This is a genomic window from Chloroflexota bacterium (assembly GCA_016887485.1).
GTDB lineage: Bacteria > Chloroflexota > Anaerolineae > Anaerolineales > Anaerolineaceae > Brevifilum.
The window spans coordinates 505,368-523,093 of record CP069394.1 but is presented as its reverse complement, the minus strand read 5'-3'; the positions used below and the strand labels follow the sequence as shown (position 1 = coordinate 523,093).

Sequence of the window (17,726 nt, the reverse complement as noted above, 5' to 3'; positions counted from 1 at the left end):
TGTTAGAGTATCTAACCAAGCTTTTATGGCTAAAGAAACAATAGTGGTATAATGGAGCCACTAAACTTTTCAGATTGGAGGAACATTTTTATGGCAAGTGTAACGTACGATCATGTATGGAAAAAGTTCGGCGATGTCATAGCGCTGAACGACCTGTGCATCCAAGTCGAAGACAAGGAATTCCTTGTCCTGGTCGGGCCTTCTGGCTGCGGCAAAACGACAGCATTGCGATGCCTCGCAGGGCTCGAAGAAGTGACCGAAGGTGATGTGCGCATTGGCGACCAGGTCGTCAATGACGTGGCCCCCAAAGACCGCGACATCGCTATGGTCTTCCAGTCCTACGCCCTCTACCCGCACATGTCTGTCTTTGACAACATGGCATTTGGCTTGAAACTCCGCAAAACCCCCAAAGACGAGATCAAGACCAAAGTGGAAGAGGCCGCCAAGATCCTCGGTATTGAGCAGCTTTTGAACAGGAAACCCCGTGAACTCTCCGGTGGTCAGCGCCAGCGTGTAGCTGTCGGCCGTGCCATCGTTCGCGAACCAAAAGTGTTCCTCTTCGACGAACCGCTCTCTAACCTGGATGCCAAGCTGCGTGTTCAGACACGTGCCCAGATCAGCAAGCTGCACAAACGTCTGGAAACCACCTTCATTTATGTGACCCACGACCAAACGGAAGCTATGACCATGGCAACCCGGATCGCGGTTCTCAATAAAGGTGTTTTACAGCAATTAGACACCCCCCAACAGCTATATGACTTCCCCGCCAATTTGTTTGTTGCGGGCTTCATTGGCTCACCTTCCATGAACTTCTTCGATGGCAAGCTGGTCAAAGAAGGCAACGATTTGTTTGTTGACCTCGATAGCTTCAAAGTGAAAGTTCCGAAGGAACGCCAGGCTGTCTATGAAGGTATGGTGGATCAGGAAGTTATCTTCGGCATTCGCCCAGAAGATATCCACAATCCTGAATATGCCCCGCCATCCATCATCGCAGAACCGGTGGATTGCAAGGTCGATGTGACCGAGTTGATGGGTAATGAAATCTTCCTCTATCTGATGCACGGCAAGCACAATTTTGTTGCCCGTGTGGACCCCCGCACAAGAGTGAGCATGGGTGAGGATATCAAAGTGGTCTTCAATATGGCCAACATGCATATTTTTGACCCGAAAGCCAACCCGGATAATCCGATCGCTGTCCGCTAAACACAATTAGGAAACAAAAAAGCGGCCTCAGAAATGAGGCCGCTTTTTTGTTAGCCTTTATCTCTTTTTGGGCTTCGATTTCTTCTTCACCGACACTTCAGGTTTTTGACGGGTCAGCAGCAGGATCAGGATACTGATAATCACACTGAGCACGCCCACCGCAATGAACGCATCCTGCCAGAAACGCATAGGGAAGAGCCGAATAAGCGTGTCTGAGGTGTAGAACATCCAGGTTCCGCTATCAAAAAAGATCATATGGAACCAGGTGAAGAGTTGATTAAATGCCAAGGTCACAAAGACCAAGATGAGAGCGATTAAACCAATCGTGGCCCAGGCTCCCCGCTTAAATGCCACCAACATCTCGAGCCGCTTTCCATTTTTCACAACAACATACGTGATCCACACCAAAGCCAACATCAAAACCGAGATCACGGTTCGCATCCAGGTGATCACATGCTTTACATCTTCCATGTGACTCAGTTCATCAGCATTGTAAATCGGCGTCCCATCATCAAAAGATAGATCCTGAAGGTATTCGATACCTTTTGAATTTACCAAATAGGTAATGGAGGGCTCCGACCAGGTTAAACGATCTTCCAATGTGAAACCATAAGGATCTTCCGGGAAACCAGGCATCTTATATTCAATCTTGGCAAATGCCGGAGTAATCAATACCCTGATAACAATCATTAAGATCGCTAAAGGGGTCAGGACAGTGGCTATCCAACCCAGTACGTTAGTGGACTTCTTCTCAATCTTCTTTTTAGTCTTCAGTTCATTTTTCATTGCAAATCTCCTATATCACCGCCAAGGATGTAATCCAATACTATCTTATTGGTCACCCATTCAATCGGTGTTTTATCGTCAGTATAAACCCGGGTCATTTCAGGCTCCGGTTGCATACTCATTAGTGCGGTCGCCATCGCCTCCAGCAGAAGCGGATCAGTGTTATCCGAACTGGAAAGCTGAGCATAATTTTCCCACAAATTATCCCAGCTGCCGGGTTGGCGAGTTGCAAAAAGGATGGTGTTGAAGGAATTCGGCACATCCATAATGAAAACCGTCGGAAAGTTCTGCCGGATGGTCGTCGCCAGGTCATTCACCAGGGTCCGATCCAATGGGCTGCGGCCAATATTGATCACCATCACACCCTGATCCGACAAATGATTGTACACGATCTCAAAGAATTCAACTGTGGTCATATGCCAGGGAATATATGGCGGCCGGTAAGCATCCACGCTAATCACATCGTACACATTCTCGGAATATTCCAGGCCCCAGCGCCCGTCCTCAACAATGACGTTCAGGTTCGGTTCCGTCATCCCAAAATAATCCTGCCCCACCTCAACGATCTTGGGATCAATTTCAAATCCATCTATCTGAATATCATCCCCGAAAACAGCCGTCGCCTGCCGGGCAGTTGTACCGGCTGCCAGACCGACAATCGCTATATTCTGGACAGAATCTAAGCTGTGTGGGGCTGCGTTAAAAAAAGGTGCTACCAGGACTTGTGACCAGGGGCCGCCATAGAATAATTCATTCTCACTGTAAACGGAGTGAAAGCCCTGCCCCTCATTCAAGCGCAAGTAGCGATAGTCTCCAATTTCCAACACCTGAATGTAGTTATAGGCCGATTCAGTTTCGTAGATCATGCTCTCAGAGGACTTATCCACCCCGCGTGTGCCAAAAACCCATAGAAGGATCAGCACAATCGGCATCCAGGCCTGCCTAAGCCATGATTTAAAGTCGATATACACAAAATACCCGATGGTGGCAATCAGCATCAGAAGTGAGCTAAAAAAGAGGAAAGTCCGAAATGTACCAATCAATGGCACCAGGATCAGAACTGGCAGGAACGTCCCAATAAAAGAGCCCAGGGTAGAGATTGCGGAGATCCGCCCCGATTCCTTACCGGCATTTTCCGTGTCATGCAGCGCTAATTTCAGTGCAAATGGAGAAGCCATGCCAATCAGGGTCACAGGCACCACAAAAAGCACCAGGACGGTGATAAATGCTCCAATCAGCATTGGAACCTGTAATTGGTCAAATGCGTTGGCAGCGGCCCTCAGAATCGGTCTGGCGATCATTGGCACCAGCCCCACCGTCAGGCTGGCCCATATCAGCAATCGGTAAAATACCTTAGGCTCAGGGCGCTTGTCAGCGAGTTTACCGCCCAGCCAATAGCCCAGGGTAAGATAGATCAAAATCAATCCAATAATACAGGCCCAGACCAAATTGCTGCTGCCATACACGTTCCCCAGCAAGCGGGAAGCCGACAGCTCGACAGCCAGTGAGGTCATACCCGTAAAGAAGACTGTTATGTAAAGATATTTCTTCTTCAATAGATCCTCCGATGATCTCGGATAGTTCAGTAGGCCCCATTATAACGGATGAGGCCGATCACGGCAGATATTTCCGTGATTTCCACTCTATTACAACCTTTTCAACCGGTTAAAGCAAAAACCCGGTTTGACCGGGTTTTTTTAGAGCTGGGGGTGAAGGAGTCGAACCTCCATATACAAATTCAGAGTCTGCTGTCCTGCCATTAGACGAACCCCCACCAAAAATTAACGTGGGCTATATTTTACCAAATAGACCTAAAACTATCAAGGGCTTTATCTAATTATTGCACTAAACGTGATTTTTGTCATGCCCCTTTGAGCTTCTTAGGAGACCTCATGGCCACACTTTCCACCATGCCAATACCCAGCATCAAAGAAAGGAGCGAGCTACCGCCGTAGCTAATAAACGGCAAGGTCAACCCGGTCACCGGGAGCACATTCAAATTGACGCCAATATTGACCATGGTCTGAAAGAAGATCAAAATGCCAAAGCCATATGCAATTAATGCGCCAAACATGTCTTCGGCGTTTTGGGCAATTCTAAAACAGCGATAGACAACCACCAGCAGTAACAGAATCACCAAACTGGTTCCGACAAAGCCAAACTCCGCGGCCATGACGGAAAAGATGAAGTCCGTATGTCTGACCATCAGAAAATGGAGTTGCGATTGGGTGGATTGCAGATAACCCTCACCAAACCAACTGCCGGTTCCAATTGTGATCAGCGCCTGGTCCACGTTATAGGTCTCACCATAACTGGCCTCAGGATCAGGGAACAGGAAATTGGTGATCCGGTTCCTCTGATATTCTTCGAGGAAAGAGAAGCCGGTTCCCAGGCCAATTAATAGCACGACAATCACAACCCCTATCACGATGAAAATTAATTTTATCCGGATGCCGGTAATCCATAAAAATGCTGCCCAGATCACCAGCAGCACGATTGTCGTACTGAGGTTGGGCTGGAGGAAAATCCAGATCGCAATCAGGCCAACCAAAAGCCCGCTGCGGAGGATGACTATTGTTTTTTGGGCATTTTCAAAATGGCTGGAAAAGAAATTTGCTAACCCCAGAATCACAACAATTTTCGCAAGTTCAGCCGGTTGGATCAAAATCGTTCCCAACGTCAGCCAACGGGCTGATCCAAATCGTGCCTCAGCGGTTCGTACTAGCAACAGGAAAACAATCGTGACAATATACATTACTGGAATCAGCGAGATCCAATACTTATAATCCAGGGCTGCCACAGTAAACAAAACTACTAAACTAATCAAAAGAAAGATCGTCTGACGTCTTGAATGTCCCAATAGTTCAGCATCACCCGCGACGGCACTGTTGATCATAGCAATCCCAAAAATCGAGAGCACTAAGACAACGCCAAAGAGGACGAAATCAAAATTCTGCCAAACGTTCTGACGGTTATTCATAAAGAATCAATCGATTATATTGGTTCAGCCGCGTGACCGGGGTTTCATCAGTGGGATATTCGCGATCAAAGTTTGCTCGCGGCCATCATTTTGAATCTCGATTTCTGTATGTCTCGCATCAATCTTGACATAATCAGAAATCACCTCAATCAGACGGTCCTTCAGCGACCGAAGGTCCTCTGGACTGAGATCTGTCCGGTCATGAATCAGAACCAGGCTCAGGCGTTCCTTCGCCTGATTAGCGCTGGCATTCTGTTTCCGGGATAGCCGATCAAGGAATGACGCCATATTATCCTCCTCCAGAGATGATCTTCCCTAATCTATTGAAGATGCCTTCCTTTTCATCCAAATCCAGCCAAGCGACATCATCGCCCTTCAAACGCCGGGCAATATTGGTAAAGGAGCGTCCTGCCAGGCTTTTCTGGTTCAAGGCAATCGGCTGGCCCTGGTTAGTACTGATGATAACATTCTCATCTTCAGGAACAATGCCCACCAGGGGAATAGCCAGTAATTCAACCACATCATCGGCGGAAAGCATATCACCGCGCTTGACCATCGCTGATTTCAAGCGGTTGATAACCAATTTAGCGGGGCCGCGTTCTTCAGCTTCCACCAGCCCAATGATTCGGTCGGCATCCCGAACAGCGGAAACTTCCGGATTGGTGACGACCAACACCTCATCAGCCGGAGCAATCGCATTCCGGAAGCCGCGTTCAATCCCGGCCGGTGAATCGATAACGATCCAATCCATATCTTCCCGCAAGGTGTTGCACAGTTTCATCATATCGCTGGGCGAAATCGCGCTCTTATCACGGGTTTGCGCTGCAGGAATCAAAAACAAGGTTTCAATTCTTTTATCTTTGATCATCGCCTGAGAAATTCTACAGCGTCCTTCCACAGCATCCACCAGATCATAAACGATCCGGTTTTCCAGGCCAAGCACCACGTCCAAATTCCGCAAGCCAATATCTGAGTCGATACATACCACTTTGTCACCCATAGAGGCCAGGGCGACTCCGAGGTTTGCTGCTGTTGTTGTCTTGCCAACGCCGCCCTTTCCGGACGTGATGGTGATTACTTTTCCACTCATAATTCTCCTTGTATTATATTTGCCAAGTTTCGGCTATGATTTGGTCTCCATTGATGCTGGCAATCTCCGCTTGGGGGTCCTTATCCCCTTTCGGAGCGATTGCAACCTTACTTGCAATCCTTAATTGCAAAGGAGAAAGATCCAATGCACAAATAACGGCTGTTTCATCACCTTCCGCGCCGGCATGGACCGTGCCCAGAAGTCGCCCCCAGACAACAACCGATCCTGAAGCAACTATCTCTGCCCCGGGGTTCACATCACCAATCACGACCACATGGCCCTGATAGGCTACCTTGAACCCGGAGCGCATCGTCCGATGGATCATCACAGCTGCCTCGCCAGGAAGCACTGTATCCAGCGGTTTGAGCTTGCGGGAAGGTTTTTCCTGCGGTGAATCAGCCAAAGATTTCAGTCCCAATAATTGCGCCGTCTCCAGGGTCACAATTGAGTGACTGAAAATGCCGGAAAGGGTCACATCCTGCGCTGATAGCATATCTCGCAATTCTCCCAGGTCCTTCGCCCGCAAGACGTTGTTTCCAACGTCCAAAATCAGTTGAGCGCCCTGAAAGAAATCATGCCGGCTGGCAATCTGGTCAATTAATTCACCTTTGGCTTCCAACCAATCCTGATCCTCAAGACTGACCAGAATACCATCTTTTGTACCTTTAATTTCCATGGTTAATTCGCCACCGTTAACCTAACGAAACCCAAACCTGTCAAAATTCGCATGGTTTGAATTATACAACACCCAGCGTAAAGCCCGCCAAACTCTAGTCACCTTCATAGGTATCGGTCGCTTTCATTTCAAAGTAAGCATCAATGACCTGACGCACGATAGGCGCCGAAAAAGTGGAGCCCTCTTCACCGCTGTACACAAAAGCGACAACGATAATTTCCGGGTTATCCCAGGGGGCATAGCCGACATACCAGGCATGGGCCGGCCAGGCGCCCGATTTACAGAGGTCTTGAGCCTGGGCAACATCATCACAATATTCTGCGGTACCGGTCTTGCCAGCGGAATTATAAGGATCGCCATCGAACTGGATCTCAGCTGTACCATCCGTGACCACCAACCGCATCCCTTCATTCGCCAATTGAATGACCCAGGGCTGCACTGTCTTGTTCTCGCCAGTGACGGTATTACCATCATAAGTATTGATCACAGGATCCGTCGTGATATTCCAGCGCTCTGTTGGCTGGTTATCTTCAACAAGCGTCCCATCAGGCTCCGTGATCTTGTCCACAATGGTCACTTCCATCAGATGGCCACCGTTGGCAATCGTCGCGATCGAATTCATCACCTGCAGCGGTGTGGACAGCACATACCCCTGACCCATAGTCGCAATATAGGTATCACCAATGGACCAGTTTTCACCAACGGTGATCCGTTTCCAGGTCGGGTCCGGGATTAATCCCTCCGCTTCACCAGGTAATTCAATCCCTGAAAGAGTTCCATAACCGAGGGCACGGGCATATTCGCCAATCCGCCAGGGCCCCAAGCCGCCATCTTCCACTTCACCGTCATACCCACCGCCAACCTTATACCAATAGACATCACAGGAATAGGCAATCCCCCATAAATAGTTCACATCGTCGTGCCCGGCTCGGTCCCAACACACATATTCTCTTGGTGAGCCTGGATCATTTTCATAATATTTTTCAGTGATGGTGATGGTGCCGGGGCAATTGACGGTTTGTTCTGGTGTGACAACTCCCTCATTCAGGATGCCTAAAGCCGGTGCTAACTTAAAAACGGAACCGGGGGGCAATTCTGCAGAGATCGCTGTATTGAATAAAGGCCGTTGAGGATCTTCACTGAGCTGTTGATAGTAATAACTCGGAATGGACTGTTCCAGCCGGTTGTTCTCATAATTCGGATAACTCACCAGTGCCAGAATTTCTCCAGTCGAAGGAATCATTGCCATGACAACACCACTGTTTGCCAGGGTCCGACCCGCATAATAGTTCCAGAATTCAATCTCGCTAATCAAAGCCTCCCGCGCCACGGCTTGCAGTCGGGCGTCAATGGTTAGTGTGACATCATTACCCGGAATGGGGTCAATAGGCTCTTCCAGATTGCGGACGATTTCACCAGCCACATCAACTTCTACCGTTCGGGTGCCATTAGTACCGGAGAGGATTGCGTTCAATGACTGTTCCACACCAGCATAGCCAACCTTATCTCGGTTGGCCACCAAGCCAAGCTCCGTGTAATATTCTTCCAAAGCGGCGGGCACAGGCCCCAGGAAGCCGATGATCTCAGCTGTCAAATCCCCTGTCGGATATTGCCGAACAGGGGTGATTGCGACATCAATGCCCGGCCATTTATCGCGATTCTCCATCACAATCATCGCCACTTTCTCAGATACGTTACAGGCAACGGCGGTCTCTTGGTAGGGCCAGTTGGTCGCAGCGATATAAATGATCTCCGAAATACCTAGGTCCGTATAACAAGGGGTGAAATTCCGGAAGGCTTCCTCATCAGTCTCGCCGCTGGTCACAGGAATACCCACCAACTCAGACAGCTCCCTGTAAATCTGTTGTGTATCACCATCATCCTCAGGCAAGTAACCGGGAATCACAACAACATTGTAAGAAGGTACATTTTTGGCCAATACAAAACCATTGCGATCATAAATCGTTCCGCGCACCGCCGGATCACTGATCACCTGCGTCCGATTCTCGTCTGCCTGGGCAATGAAATCCACGCCTTGCAGGATTTGAATATCAAAAAGCCTAAGCAAGTAATAACCAAAAACCATCCCGATCAAAATGTAAAGGACCAGGAAACGCCATCCATCAAATGTTTTCTTTCCTTGGGGAGCCGAATTCATGCTTCAACCTCCAGAGGGTATATCCGCCCAACCAGGTCATTGACCAATGCAAACATCGGCAGGGCGAAAATTAAGTTTAATAATACGCTTGGAAAAATGACAGCATCCAAAGCCTGGCCCCAGGCAATCGGTGCACCACTAACCTGCAGTGCAACGACATAAATAAATTGTTGAAATAATGTGGATAATAACGTCACAATGAACATCGCCAGGATCGGCGCCTGCCAAACCCGGCGCTGTAAAAGCTTCGCAATCCCGACCACACCTAGATACCCAATCAGCGGTACATAAAAAGGCATGGCAGAAAGCATACTGATGATCACGCCACCGATGAACGCCCAAAGCCAGCTGTTTTCAACTCGCTCATTCAGTGTCCAGGCGGCAAAGAACAACAGGATCAAATCCGCTGTCCCGTTCACAAGCGGGGTTTGGGAAACGATCGCAGTTTGCAAAAGGTATGCAACCAGGATAGATAAGGCACACGCAAGGTGGGCAATCACTTTTATTACTCCGGAATTAGGGGCGTGATATCAACCGCTTCAAAATTGGTGATGACCAGCACAGCGTTGATGCTCTCAAAATTGACAATAGGCTGGACGGAAGCGGTCTGGAATAGGGCGTTATCCCGTTTTTGCACGGACAAGACCTGCCCCACAAAAATATTCGGGGGAAAGTTGCCGCCCAGACCCGAGGTCAACACAACATCACCAGCTTCAACGTACGAATCCAAAGGGATCATATCCAATGAGAGATCACCAGTCAAGGATCCATTCGATTGGGCTTCCACATCAGCCGTCTGCAAGAAAACATTGACTACCGACGTTGAATCCGTGATCAGCTTGATCCGCGAAGCAGTTGCGATGACAGCATCAACCCTTCCCACCAGACCTTGCTGGGTCACAACGGGCATGCCATACTGAACACCGTCATCAGAGCCCTTATCAATAATGATGTATTGGAGAAATGGGCTAATCTCACGGCCGATAACCGTAGCCGTCACATATTCATATTGGGGATTAGTACGTCCGAAATCTAACAAAGCGAAGCAAATATCCGCTTCACTTAGCTGCTCTTCCATTTGGATCAACTGGGTTTGTAATTGCGTGACCTGCGATTCCAGGATCGCATTCTGTTCCCGCAACTGGGTTACATCCCGAGGGGCTGTCAGAAAGTCGGATGCAGAAAGGTACCGGACTGAGAGCCAGGACTCAAATGAAACTAGTGGATTTAGGGTGAGGTTAAAGACAGGTGTCAGATATCCGCTGAGGGCCAGGAACAAGATCCCGGCGACGGCCATGATAATGACAATTGTCTGAACACTCTTATTATTAAGAAATTTCATATCAAACAGATCCTTCGAACGACTGGATCAAAGTTCAATCAAATAGATATAGTCTGTGGATAAATTTTAGGATAAAGTCCGTTTAGTCGGTTCTCGTTCAACGCCAACCAAAAAGCTGGAATATTCTTTAATATCTTCCAGAATAATACCGCACCCCCGTGCCACACAGGTCATCGGATCTTCAGCAACCCACACGCGCACGCGCAAATCGTTGGAAAGTCTTTCGGCCAGATTGGTTAAATTTGACGTGCCGCCTGCCAGACAAATACCGCTGTCCAACAAGTCTGCCAAGATCTCTGGGGGCGCTTCATCCAAAGCATCTCGTATGGTCCGGACGATAACGTTGATCGAACTGGAAAGAGCTTCTCGGATCTCCACAGAAGAGACTTCAATCGCCTCAGGCAGCCCAGTAACCAGGTTCCGGCCGCGGATATCGATGGTTTTTTCTTCCTTCAATGGATAAGCTGAACCGATCGCAATTTTGACCCGTTCGGCCATCCGTTCACCGATAAATAAATTATATTTATTGCGGACATAGGTAATAATGTCCTGATCCAGTTCATCGCCTGCCACTCGCAAAGAGCGAGAGACAACGATCCCGCCCATTGAGATAATGGCGACTTCTGTTGTGCCACCGCCGATATCAACGATCATGATGCCCTGAACTTCCTTAACAGGCAGCCCCGCGCCAATGGCAGCGGCTGAGGGTTCATGAACTAAAAAGACTTCGCGAGCATAAGCGGCTTTGGCGGCATCATAAACCGCCCGTTTCTCAACTTCTGTGGCACCAGAAGGAATCCCAATCACGACCCGTGGATAACGAATAGGAGAGATCGTCATATCGTCAACCGCGGCAAGATACCATTCCAACATAGCTTTGGTAACTTCGTAATCCGAAATCACCCCATCCCGCAGAGGGCGCAGAACAGCTATATTTGCAGGCGCACGACCAACCATAGCTTTAGCTTTGGAACCAAACGTCATTTTTCCGGTGCGTTTATCAATGGCAACCCAGGAAGGTTCATTAATCATGATCCCTTTGCCGCGCACATTAACCAGGGTGTTGGCAGTACCTAAATCTATGCCGATATCAAGGGAAAAAAGACCCCAGAGCCAGTTGAGGGGATTGAAAGCCAAACCGGTGCTCCTTATTAAACAAGATTGGTAATGAGGGCATTACCAATTAATCGCCGCAATTATACCATACACGGCGTACTGTCATCTTCTCCTAACAACCAAGGTAAATCTTACCTTTGAAGCAAAAAAGTGTCAATCAAGTCTTGAACACTTCCATTTAATGCGGTTAGCTGCCCCTCAACTGTGAAAATTAGATGATAAAATAGGACAACGTCAGGCACTATCGGCTCCCACAGCAAAGAAAGGCTCGGAAAATGAGCGAATCCCTGAACCTTTATCGTTTGCAGAAACTCGACACCCAAATTGACCGTATTGAAAGCCGTCTAAAAGAAATCGATCAGGCGCTTAGCGATGATCGTCGGGTCAGGAAAGCCCAATCCACCCTGAAAAAAGCCGAAGAGGCCGCCAATAAAGCCAAGGCAGCCCTCAAACAAATCGAGGATCAGGTGGGAGATACCCGCCTGAAGCGCAAGATATCCCAAGCCTCCCTGTTCAGTGGAAAAATCAAAAACCCCAAAGACCTGCAGGACCTGCAAATGGAATCCGAAGCGCTTGCCCGGTATATCGTCAAACTCGAAGATCAGCAATTGGAAGCGATGATCGCCAACGAGTCAGCCGATGAAGCGCATGTAAAAGCTGAAAAAGCCCTTCTTCAAGCCAAAGGGACCGCTGCTGAAGAAAATGCATCCCTGTTGGGCGAAAAGACCGCTCTGGATGAAGAACTGGATAAAGCCCTGCGTGAAAAAGAGGCCGTGCTGCAAGGCGTAAGTGAAGCCAATTTAGCGTTGTATCAAAAATTACGGAAATCCAAACGGGGAACCGCCGTAGCAGCGATCACTGATGGTGGATGTAGTATCTGCGGCCAGTCGCTCACACCCGCTGAAATGCAAACTGTGCGATCAGGTTCCAACCTGGTATTCTGCCCCTCCTGCGGCAGGATCCTCTTCAGCCATTAATTCAGACTAACTAAAGCCTCGAATAATCCCAACCAAAATCGAACCCACAATCTGCACCAGGATCATCAGGATCAATGGGCTAAAATCCAGGCCGCCAATCCCGGGGATAACCTTACGAATAGGTGCAAGCATCGGCTCGACAACCTGTGCCATCGTCTGCCGGATGGGATGAAAAGGGCCAAGAATAAAACTCAACAACGAATAAATCAGGATAAATATCGAAAACACATTGACCGCTGCGTTGATGATCGTGATAAGAATAGTCATAATCCTTGCTCTCCAAATTAATATTTACTTTGGCCTCGGGCCAAATAGTTCCGTGCCGATCCGGACCATGGTCGCGCCTTCTTCGATCGCAACCGGATAATCAAAACTTGTTCCAATGGATAATTCGTCCCATGCTACAGCTGGCAATTCAACCTGGAGGAAGGATTGTAATTGCCGCAACCGGCGATAAAGCGGACGGGTGGTTTCAGGGTCTGTTGATAAGGGCGGCATGCTCATCAAACCCATCACCTTCAGGTTATCCATTGCCACAATCTCTGCGAATGGCTCAAGCAACAGTTCCCACCGTGCCTCATCCCAGGCATCCCAGCCGCTCTTACTTTGCTCCCCACTGAGGTTTACCTCCAGCAGGACAGGCATTTGCCGATTGAGCTCACCGCAAGTGCGATCCATCAAACGGGCAATCTTCAAGCGGTCAAGAGAATGGACCAGATCGAAATACCGACAGACAAGTTCCGTCTTGCGACTCTGGATATGCCCAATCATATGCCACTGGATACCCGGTGTGTCCTTTAAAGTTTCGATTTTCTCAATGGCCTGTTCCGGGTAATTCTCGCCAAAACAAGTCAGGCCAGCTTCCACACCAGCCTGCACAACTCCCAGTGGCAGCAGCTTTGTGACGCCAACCAGTTGAATAGCTGATGGATCCCTTCCGGATTTCTCGGCAGCATCCCTGATCTTAGGTTGAATGGTCTCAAGGTTAGATTTTATCGTTTCAATGCACTCTGAAATGTCTCCCCGGTTCATAAATGTGTTCCTCCGGGATCAATTATCATCCAATGCCATTAAAACCGCAAATCGACCTGTTTTGCCATGCTCCACCCGGTGGGAAAACCAATCATCCAGGTTTTGCGCGGTGCAAATCCCAGAAGTTTCGATATTTTCCACACCTGCTGAGAGCAAAACATCCTGATTGGGCGTCCATAGGTCGAGATATAACCTGCCATCCTGTTCCTGGAAGTAGCGCCTGGCCTGTGTCTCGCCAAACGCCTCTTTAAACGTCTTCCAGGGTTCCTCCCCTACCTCATAACATTGCTGACAAATTGAAGGACCGATTCCTGCCAAAATGTCTCTGGGTTGGGAGCCATAACAGGCCGTCATCTTTTCCACTGCGGCCTTTGCGACCTTTTTATGGGTCCCCTGCCAACCAGCATGTGCAATGCCAATCACCTGCTTGACCGGGTCATAAAGCAGGATCGGAACGCAATCCGCAAACCGCATGAAGAGTGTCACCGCCGGATTAGCAGTGAGGATGCCATCCGCCTTGGCATGCGGTGTGCTGGCTTCCCGCGGCACATCCGTACAAAGCACCTCATTCCCATGCACCTGCCAGACATCGAACCGGGAATCAAAGGGATAGCCAAAGGTCTCAAAAATCTTGTGATGGTTCGCTAACACGTCCTCAGGGTCATCACCGACCGTGCCGCCGGTATTCAGGCTGGCAAAAGGCCCCTTACTAAATCCGCCCTGGCGGGTGATAACTGCATGGAATAAGGGATGTCCCTTGAAAATATCAAATTGAAAATAGCGAAGGCCGTTGCTTTCGTGAAATCCCATGAGCCAACCTAACTGATTTTATCTTTGGAGGTCTGTTCGTAAACAGCGTATTTGAGTTCCATGTCCCGGCGGCTCTCCACGACCGATTCCTCGATATAAGGATAGCCAAACCAGGCCGTTGCCAGGCCAAAACAAGCCCCTGTCAGCGTGCGCAGTAAGGGTGTGCTTTCCCGCAGTGGCAGCCAGCTGAAGATCCCCAAACCAGTCTGACTTAATAACTGCGAAAAACCATCCAGCCCTATTGGTCCCAAACCGATCAGGATCCAAAGGAACCACGGCAGCGGTTTGATCTTATGGCCAGTCAGTGAGAAAACAAGCCCAAAAAGGAACAACGCAGAGTAGATGGCAATATCGCGTTCGCAAAGTGCCACTTTATATCCCATGGCGTCATTTCCCAAGAACTCACGAGCTGTTTGAAGGTCCTCTTCATCAAAGCCGGTCGCCTGCCCATAGGTGATCACCCCATCCATGCCTGCTAAGGCACGCGGGTAATAGGGCTGCTCACCAAAGAGGAAGAACGACCTGAATGCCAATTGATGGCAAAAAGGACGATACATTTTGTATAACACATTTGCAGAACCATCCAACCCAACCTTCATCAGCGTGGGCGCCATGAAGGCCAAGAGGACATAGAGCCCAGTGAAGAAATTCAAAAAAACCATGTAGTGACTTGAGAACCAACGCGAGAAGCGATCGGATTTGGTAAAGTTCACCGGTTCCGTGATTCGCTTGACCATGGTGTTGTTATTCTTGGTGATGGCTTCCTGCAGTCGTTCTTCGGCTTTCTGGAATCCATACATGATCTCAGCCTGATCAAAGGGATAAACCAGGCGGAATACGCCAATATCAAGAACGGGTGCTTTCTCGGAAAATTCGTCTTTCAAGACTTGGGCTTTGTCAATATCCACCACATGCAGGTCACAAGGATGCTCTTTTTGAACCTGTGCCAGCCAACCGAGGATCTTTGTTTGGTTTTGATCTTCTCCGGAAATATACAGCGTTAATTGAATCATTCGGATATCCCAATCTGATCCAGATAGGCCACTATCATCGGCTCTGTCAGTTCACCGATATGGACTTTTTGGATCACACCGTCAGCGTCAATGAAGATGGAAGTCGGATAACCCCTAACCCCATACAGTTCGGAAATGGCATAATCCGAATCCAGCAGCACCATAAAGCTATAGCCGTTTGCAGAAATAAAAGCCTGGACATCCTGAGCGGTCTCGCCGCCAGAAAGAGCCAGAACAACAAAACTGTCGGCATATTTATCCTGATAAGCCTGAATGAGCGGTAATTCCGACCGGCAAGGCGGGCACCAGGTGGCCCAGAAATTAACCAGGATTGGTGTTCCTGCATAATCAGAGAGTGACACCGAGTTACCCTCAAGGTCGCTCAATGTGAAATCAATGGCATAATCGGCATCTTCCGGCTCTTCCTCATCAGCCGTCAGCACAATGGGTGTTGAAGTGGGATCGACCATAATCTCAACGTTGGCCACCGCTTCTGGGGTGGAAGTTTCTTCGCTGGATTGCGCTTCAGCCTCTGGCTGGGCATAATTTGTCAGTTTCAGGACCAACAGCGCTCCTAAAATCAGAACAATCAGGATTAATGCCGCATCAAGATACCATCGCTTGTTTTTCACATCGCTCTCCAGTTTCACTATACCTATATTCCAAAATCAATTAGCGATTCAACAGTAATCAAGCGCTGATAGATTCCGAGGAACAACAGAACACCAACCGCGATTAAAATGACACCCATCACAACCTGGGCAATCTTCATCGCCTTGCTGTATTTCCGCAGGATCTGCGTCACCCAGCCCACGCCAAAAGCCGCGGCGAGGAATGGAATGGCCATACCGAGGGAATAAAATGTCAGTAGCACCACGCCCTGACCGATATTCGCTCGTTCAATCGCCAGGGTCAGAATCAGACCCAGCGTGGGTCCAACACAAGGTGACCAACCGGCTGAGAAAAAGATCCCCATCAGAAATGAAGAGATCAGGCTTCGGTTCTGGCCCGCCTTGGATTGCGGACGCAGGTCATAATCCAGGAATGGAATTTTGATCAGGCCGGTCATATGCAGACCAAAAAGGATGATCACCGCCCCACCAATCTTGGCGAGGATATCACGTGTGTCATAAAAGAACTGGCTCAGCGCTGAAAAAGCCAGGCCGAGGGTGATGAACACAAAACTGAACCCGAGGACAAAGGCTACCCCATGAAAGAAGGTGTTCCATTTGACCTTACGGGAGTCGTCTTCAGCCTGCACCATTGAACGTCCGGAGAGGTAACCAATATAAGCCGGTACGAGCGAGAAGACACAGGGAGAAAAAAAGGAAACCAGACCAGCCACGAAAGCCAGTCCAATAGATACGTTTAAGAAATCCATAAGATCCTACTCTGCTGCAATTACTTGCACTTGGGTGGATTGGTTTAGTCCATTAATAAAAATGTCACCCGCTTCATAGGGTACTGCCGGTTGCGTCCAGCGATAGACCCATTTGGCGTCTTCCGGTCGGCAGTTCACGCAACCATGCGATCGCGGGCCTGAGCCAAAGTAGTTATGCCAAAACGTGGAGTGGATCGCGGCGCCATTAATATCAAAGAAGGTGGACCAGGGAATACCTGGTATATCATAATTGCCAACGGCCGCCCCGGCACTCATATGAATGGAAAGGGATTTACGCCAGATAGTGTGCGTGCCCACTGGTGTGGACCATTTCTCGTCTTCAGGGTTCCAGCCGCCCGTGGTCACTTTGGCAAAGAATACTTCTTCATGCCCTTCATAGCAGGACATGGTCTGATAATTAATATTGACCACGACCTTCTTATTTTCAGCGTCTGGATGGATGGGCCCGACCTCTTCAGTTGTGATCGGCCGGCAGACATCGGCATTGACCCAATAGACATCCGGCAGAGCGCCGTATTTCTGGGTCAGACAATATTGGACTACGCCTGTATCCGGATGGCGACGAACATCAAAAGCCCAGAAAACCTGGGAATAGTAGATCCTAGGTCGAATTGTCGCCCTGATCCAGAATTGATAAGACGATTGAGGTTTAGTCAGATCCAAACCGGAATAGGGCGTTGTGATCTCAACCCAAATCCCGCGTTCACCAGACTCATTTAGAGGCAGCTCCTCCAAAGGGGTTTGACGGTCAAAGCGGACCTTCTGAACGTAGTCCGCATAGATATACCCCTCAGGCGTCTCCACCCAGCGCTGATTGATCTTATTGGCATCCACCGGGTCAGCGATGACCTCTCGGTTCCAATTCAGCACTTCATCGAAGTAAACCTTGCGAACTTCATTGGCAAACGCGCTTGGTTCGGACATCATGGGGACATTTGCCCCCGGCTCTCCCACACACATCCGTCCCAGCCATTGGTTCTCCGGGAAGGTGGTTGTATCCTCCTGAAACAAATTGAGCCCCTTCAGAAGTGATCCGGCAGACTGCCGCCCTGTCAGGGCAGCGCCGCCCAGGGCCAGAGCTGATAATTTCAAAAATTCACGTCGCGAAAGTTGCTTTTTATGGCTCATATCCAGATTAAAA

Annotated in this window: 19 protein-coding genes and 1 tRNA gene; 2 read left to right on the top strand and 18 right to left on the bottom strand. The window is 49.1% G+C overall.

From position 1 onward, the window contains the following. Positions 1-90 precede the first annotated feature (90 nt). Positions 91-1,203, top strand: coding sequence for a sn-glycerol-3-phosphate ABC transporter ATP-binding protein UgpC (ugpC, locus tag JR338_02410; GenBank protein ID QRN83628.1), 1,113 nt, complete (start codon positions 91-93; stop codon positions 1,201-1,203). 57 nt (positions 1,204-1,260) lie between these two features. On the opposite strand, the gene JR338_02405 is transcribed toward ugpC, so the two are convergent. The 11 genes from JR338_02405 to JR338_02355 form a co-directional block, all read right to left on the bottom strand. Then, positions 1,261-1,989, bottom strand: a complete 729-nt coding sequence (locus JR338_02405; GenBank protein QRN83627.1) for a TIGR01906 family membrane protein — start codon at positions 1,987-1,989, stop codon at positions 1,261-1,263. After that, positions 1,986-3,545, bottom strand: a complete 1,560-nt coding sequence (locus JR338_02400; protein QRN83626.1) for a fused MFS/spermidine synthase — start codon at positions 3,543-3,545, stop codon at positions 1,986-1,988. The genes JR338_02405 and JR338_02400 overlap by 4 nt, the downstream gene beginning before the upstream one ends. A gap of 147 nt (positions 3,546-3,692) precedes the next feature. After that, a tRNA-Gln gene (locus JR338_02395) sits at positions 3,693-3,763 on the bottom strand. Between the two features lie 87 nt (positions 3,764-3,850). Next, on the bottom strand, positions 3,851-4,969 hold the full coding sequence (locus JR338_02390; GenBank protein ID QRN83625.1) for a rod shape-determining protein RodA: 1,119 nt from the start codon (positions 4,967-4,969) through the stop codon (positions 3,851-3,853). Positions 4,970-4,993: 24 nt separating this feature from the next. Beyond that, a complete protein-coding gene (minE, locus tag JR338_02385) occupies positions 4,994-5,257 on the bottom strand; it encodes a cell division topological specificity factor MinE (GenBank protein QRN83624.1) in 264 nt (87 codons plus the stop codon). 1 nt (position 5,258) lies between these two features. After that, complete coding sequence (gene minD / locus JR338_02380; GenBank protein ID QRN83623.1) at positions 5,259-6,059, bottom strand: septum site-determining protein MinD; 801 nt, start codon at positions 6,057-6,059, stop codon at positions 5,259-5,261. Positions 6,060-6,072: 13 nt separating this feature from the next. Then, a complete protein-coding gene (gene minC / locus JR338_02375; GenBank protein QRN83622.1) occupies positions 6,073-6,735 on the bottom strand; it encodes a septum site-determining protein MinC in 663 nt (220 codons plus the stop codon). Between the two features lie 94 nt (positions 6,736-6,829). Next, positions 6,830-8,893: a penicillin-binding protein 2 gene (gene mrdA, locus JR338_02370; protein ID QRN83621.1), complete on the bottom strand. Its 2,064-nt coding sequence runs from the start codon at positions 8,891-8,893 to the stop codon at positions 6,830-6,832. Continuing rightward, positions 8,890-9,345, bottom strand: a complete 456-nt coding sequence (gene mreD / locus JR338_02365) for a rod shape-determining protein MreD (protein ID QRN83620.1) — start codon at positions 9,343-9,345, stop codon at positions 8,890-8,892. Before mreD ends, mrdA begins: the two co-directional genes overlap by 4 nt. Positions 9,346-9,398: 53 nt before the next feature. After that, positions 9,399-10,235, bottom strand: coding sequence for a rod shape-determining protein MreC (mreC, locus tag JR338_02360; GenBank protein QRN83619.1), 837 nt, complete (start codon positions 10,233-10,235; stop codon positions 9,399-9,401). 66 nt (positions 10,236-10,301) lie between these two features. Next, positions 10,302-11,372 (bottom strand): rod shape-determining protein, encoded by a 1,071-nt coding sequence (locus JR338_02355; protein QRN83618.1) that lies wholly within the window; start codon positions 11,370-11,372, stop codon positions 10,302-10,304. 254 nt (positions 11,373-11,626) lie between these two features. Between JR338_02355 and JR338_02350 the strand changes: the two genes are divergently transcribed. Continuing rightward, positions 11,627-12,328: a hypothetical protein gene (locus JR338_02350; GenBank protein QRN83617.1), complete on the top strand. Its 702-nt coding sequence runs from the start codon at positions 11,627-11,629 to the stop codon at positions 12,326-12,328. A 6-nt stretch (positions 12,329-12,334) separates the two neighbouring features. Here JR338_02350 and JR338_02345 read toward each other — a convergent pair whose 3' ends face one another. The 7 genes from JR338_02345 to JR338_02315 are packed head-to-tail and all read right to left on the bottom strand — an operon-like array spanning position 12,335 to position 17,677. Continuing rightward, positions 12,335-12,595 carry a YggT family protein gene (locus JR338_02345; GenBank protein ID QRN83616.1) on the bottom strand — a complete coding sequence of 87 codons (261 nt, stop codon included), beginning with the start codon at positions 12,593-12,595 and terminating at the stop codon, positions 12,335-12,337. Positions 12,596-12,619: 24 nt separating this feature from the next. Continuing rightward, positions 12,620-13,360, bottom strand: a complete 741-nt coding sequence (locus tag JR338_02340; GenBank protein QRN83615.1) for a YggS family pyridoxal phosphate-dependent enzyme — start codon at positions 13,358-13,360, stop codon at positions 12,620-12,622. An 18-nt stretch (positions 13,361-13,378) separates the two neighbouring features. After that, positions 13,379-14,170, bottom strand: a complete 792-nt coding sequence (pgeF, locus tag JR338_02335; GenBank protein ID QRN83614.1) for a peptidoglycan editing factor PgeF — start codon at positions 14,168-14,170, stop codon at positions 13,379-13,381. An 8-nt stretch (positions 14,171-14,178) separates the two neighbouring features. Beyond that, on the bottom strand, positions 14,179-15,183 hold the full coding sequence (locus JR338_02330; GenBank protein ID QRN83613.1) for a DUF2085 domain-containing protein: 1,005 nt from the start codon (positions 15,181-15,183) through the stop codon (positions 14,179-14,181). Beyond that, positions 15,180-15,815: a TlpA family protein disulfide reductase gene (locus tag JR338_02325; protein ID QRN83612.1), complete on the bottom strand. Its 636-nt coding sequence runs from the start codon at positions 15,813-15,815 to the stop codon at positions 15,180-15,182. The genes JR338_02330 and JR338_02325 overlap by 4 nt, the downstream gene beginning before the upstream one ends. A 23-nt stretch (positions 15,816-15,838) precedes the next feature. Continuing rightward, positions 15,839-16,564, bottom strand: coding sequence for a cytochrome c biogenesis protein CcdA (locus JR338_02320; GenBank protein ID QRN83611.1), 726 nt, complete (start codon positions 16,562-16,564; stop codon positions 15,839-15,841). 6 nt (positions 16,565-16,570) lie between these two features. Further along, a complete protein-coding gene (locus JR338_02315) occupies positions 16,571-17,677 on the bottom strand; it encodes a L,D-transpeptidase (protein ID QRN83610.1) in 1,107 nt (368 codons plus the stop codon). Positions 17,678-17,726: the final 49 nt, after the last annotated feature.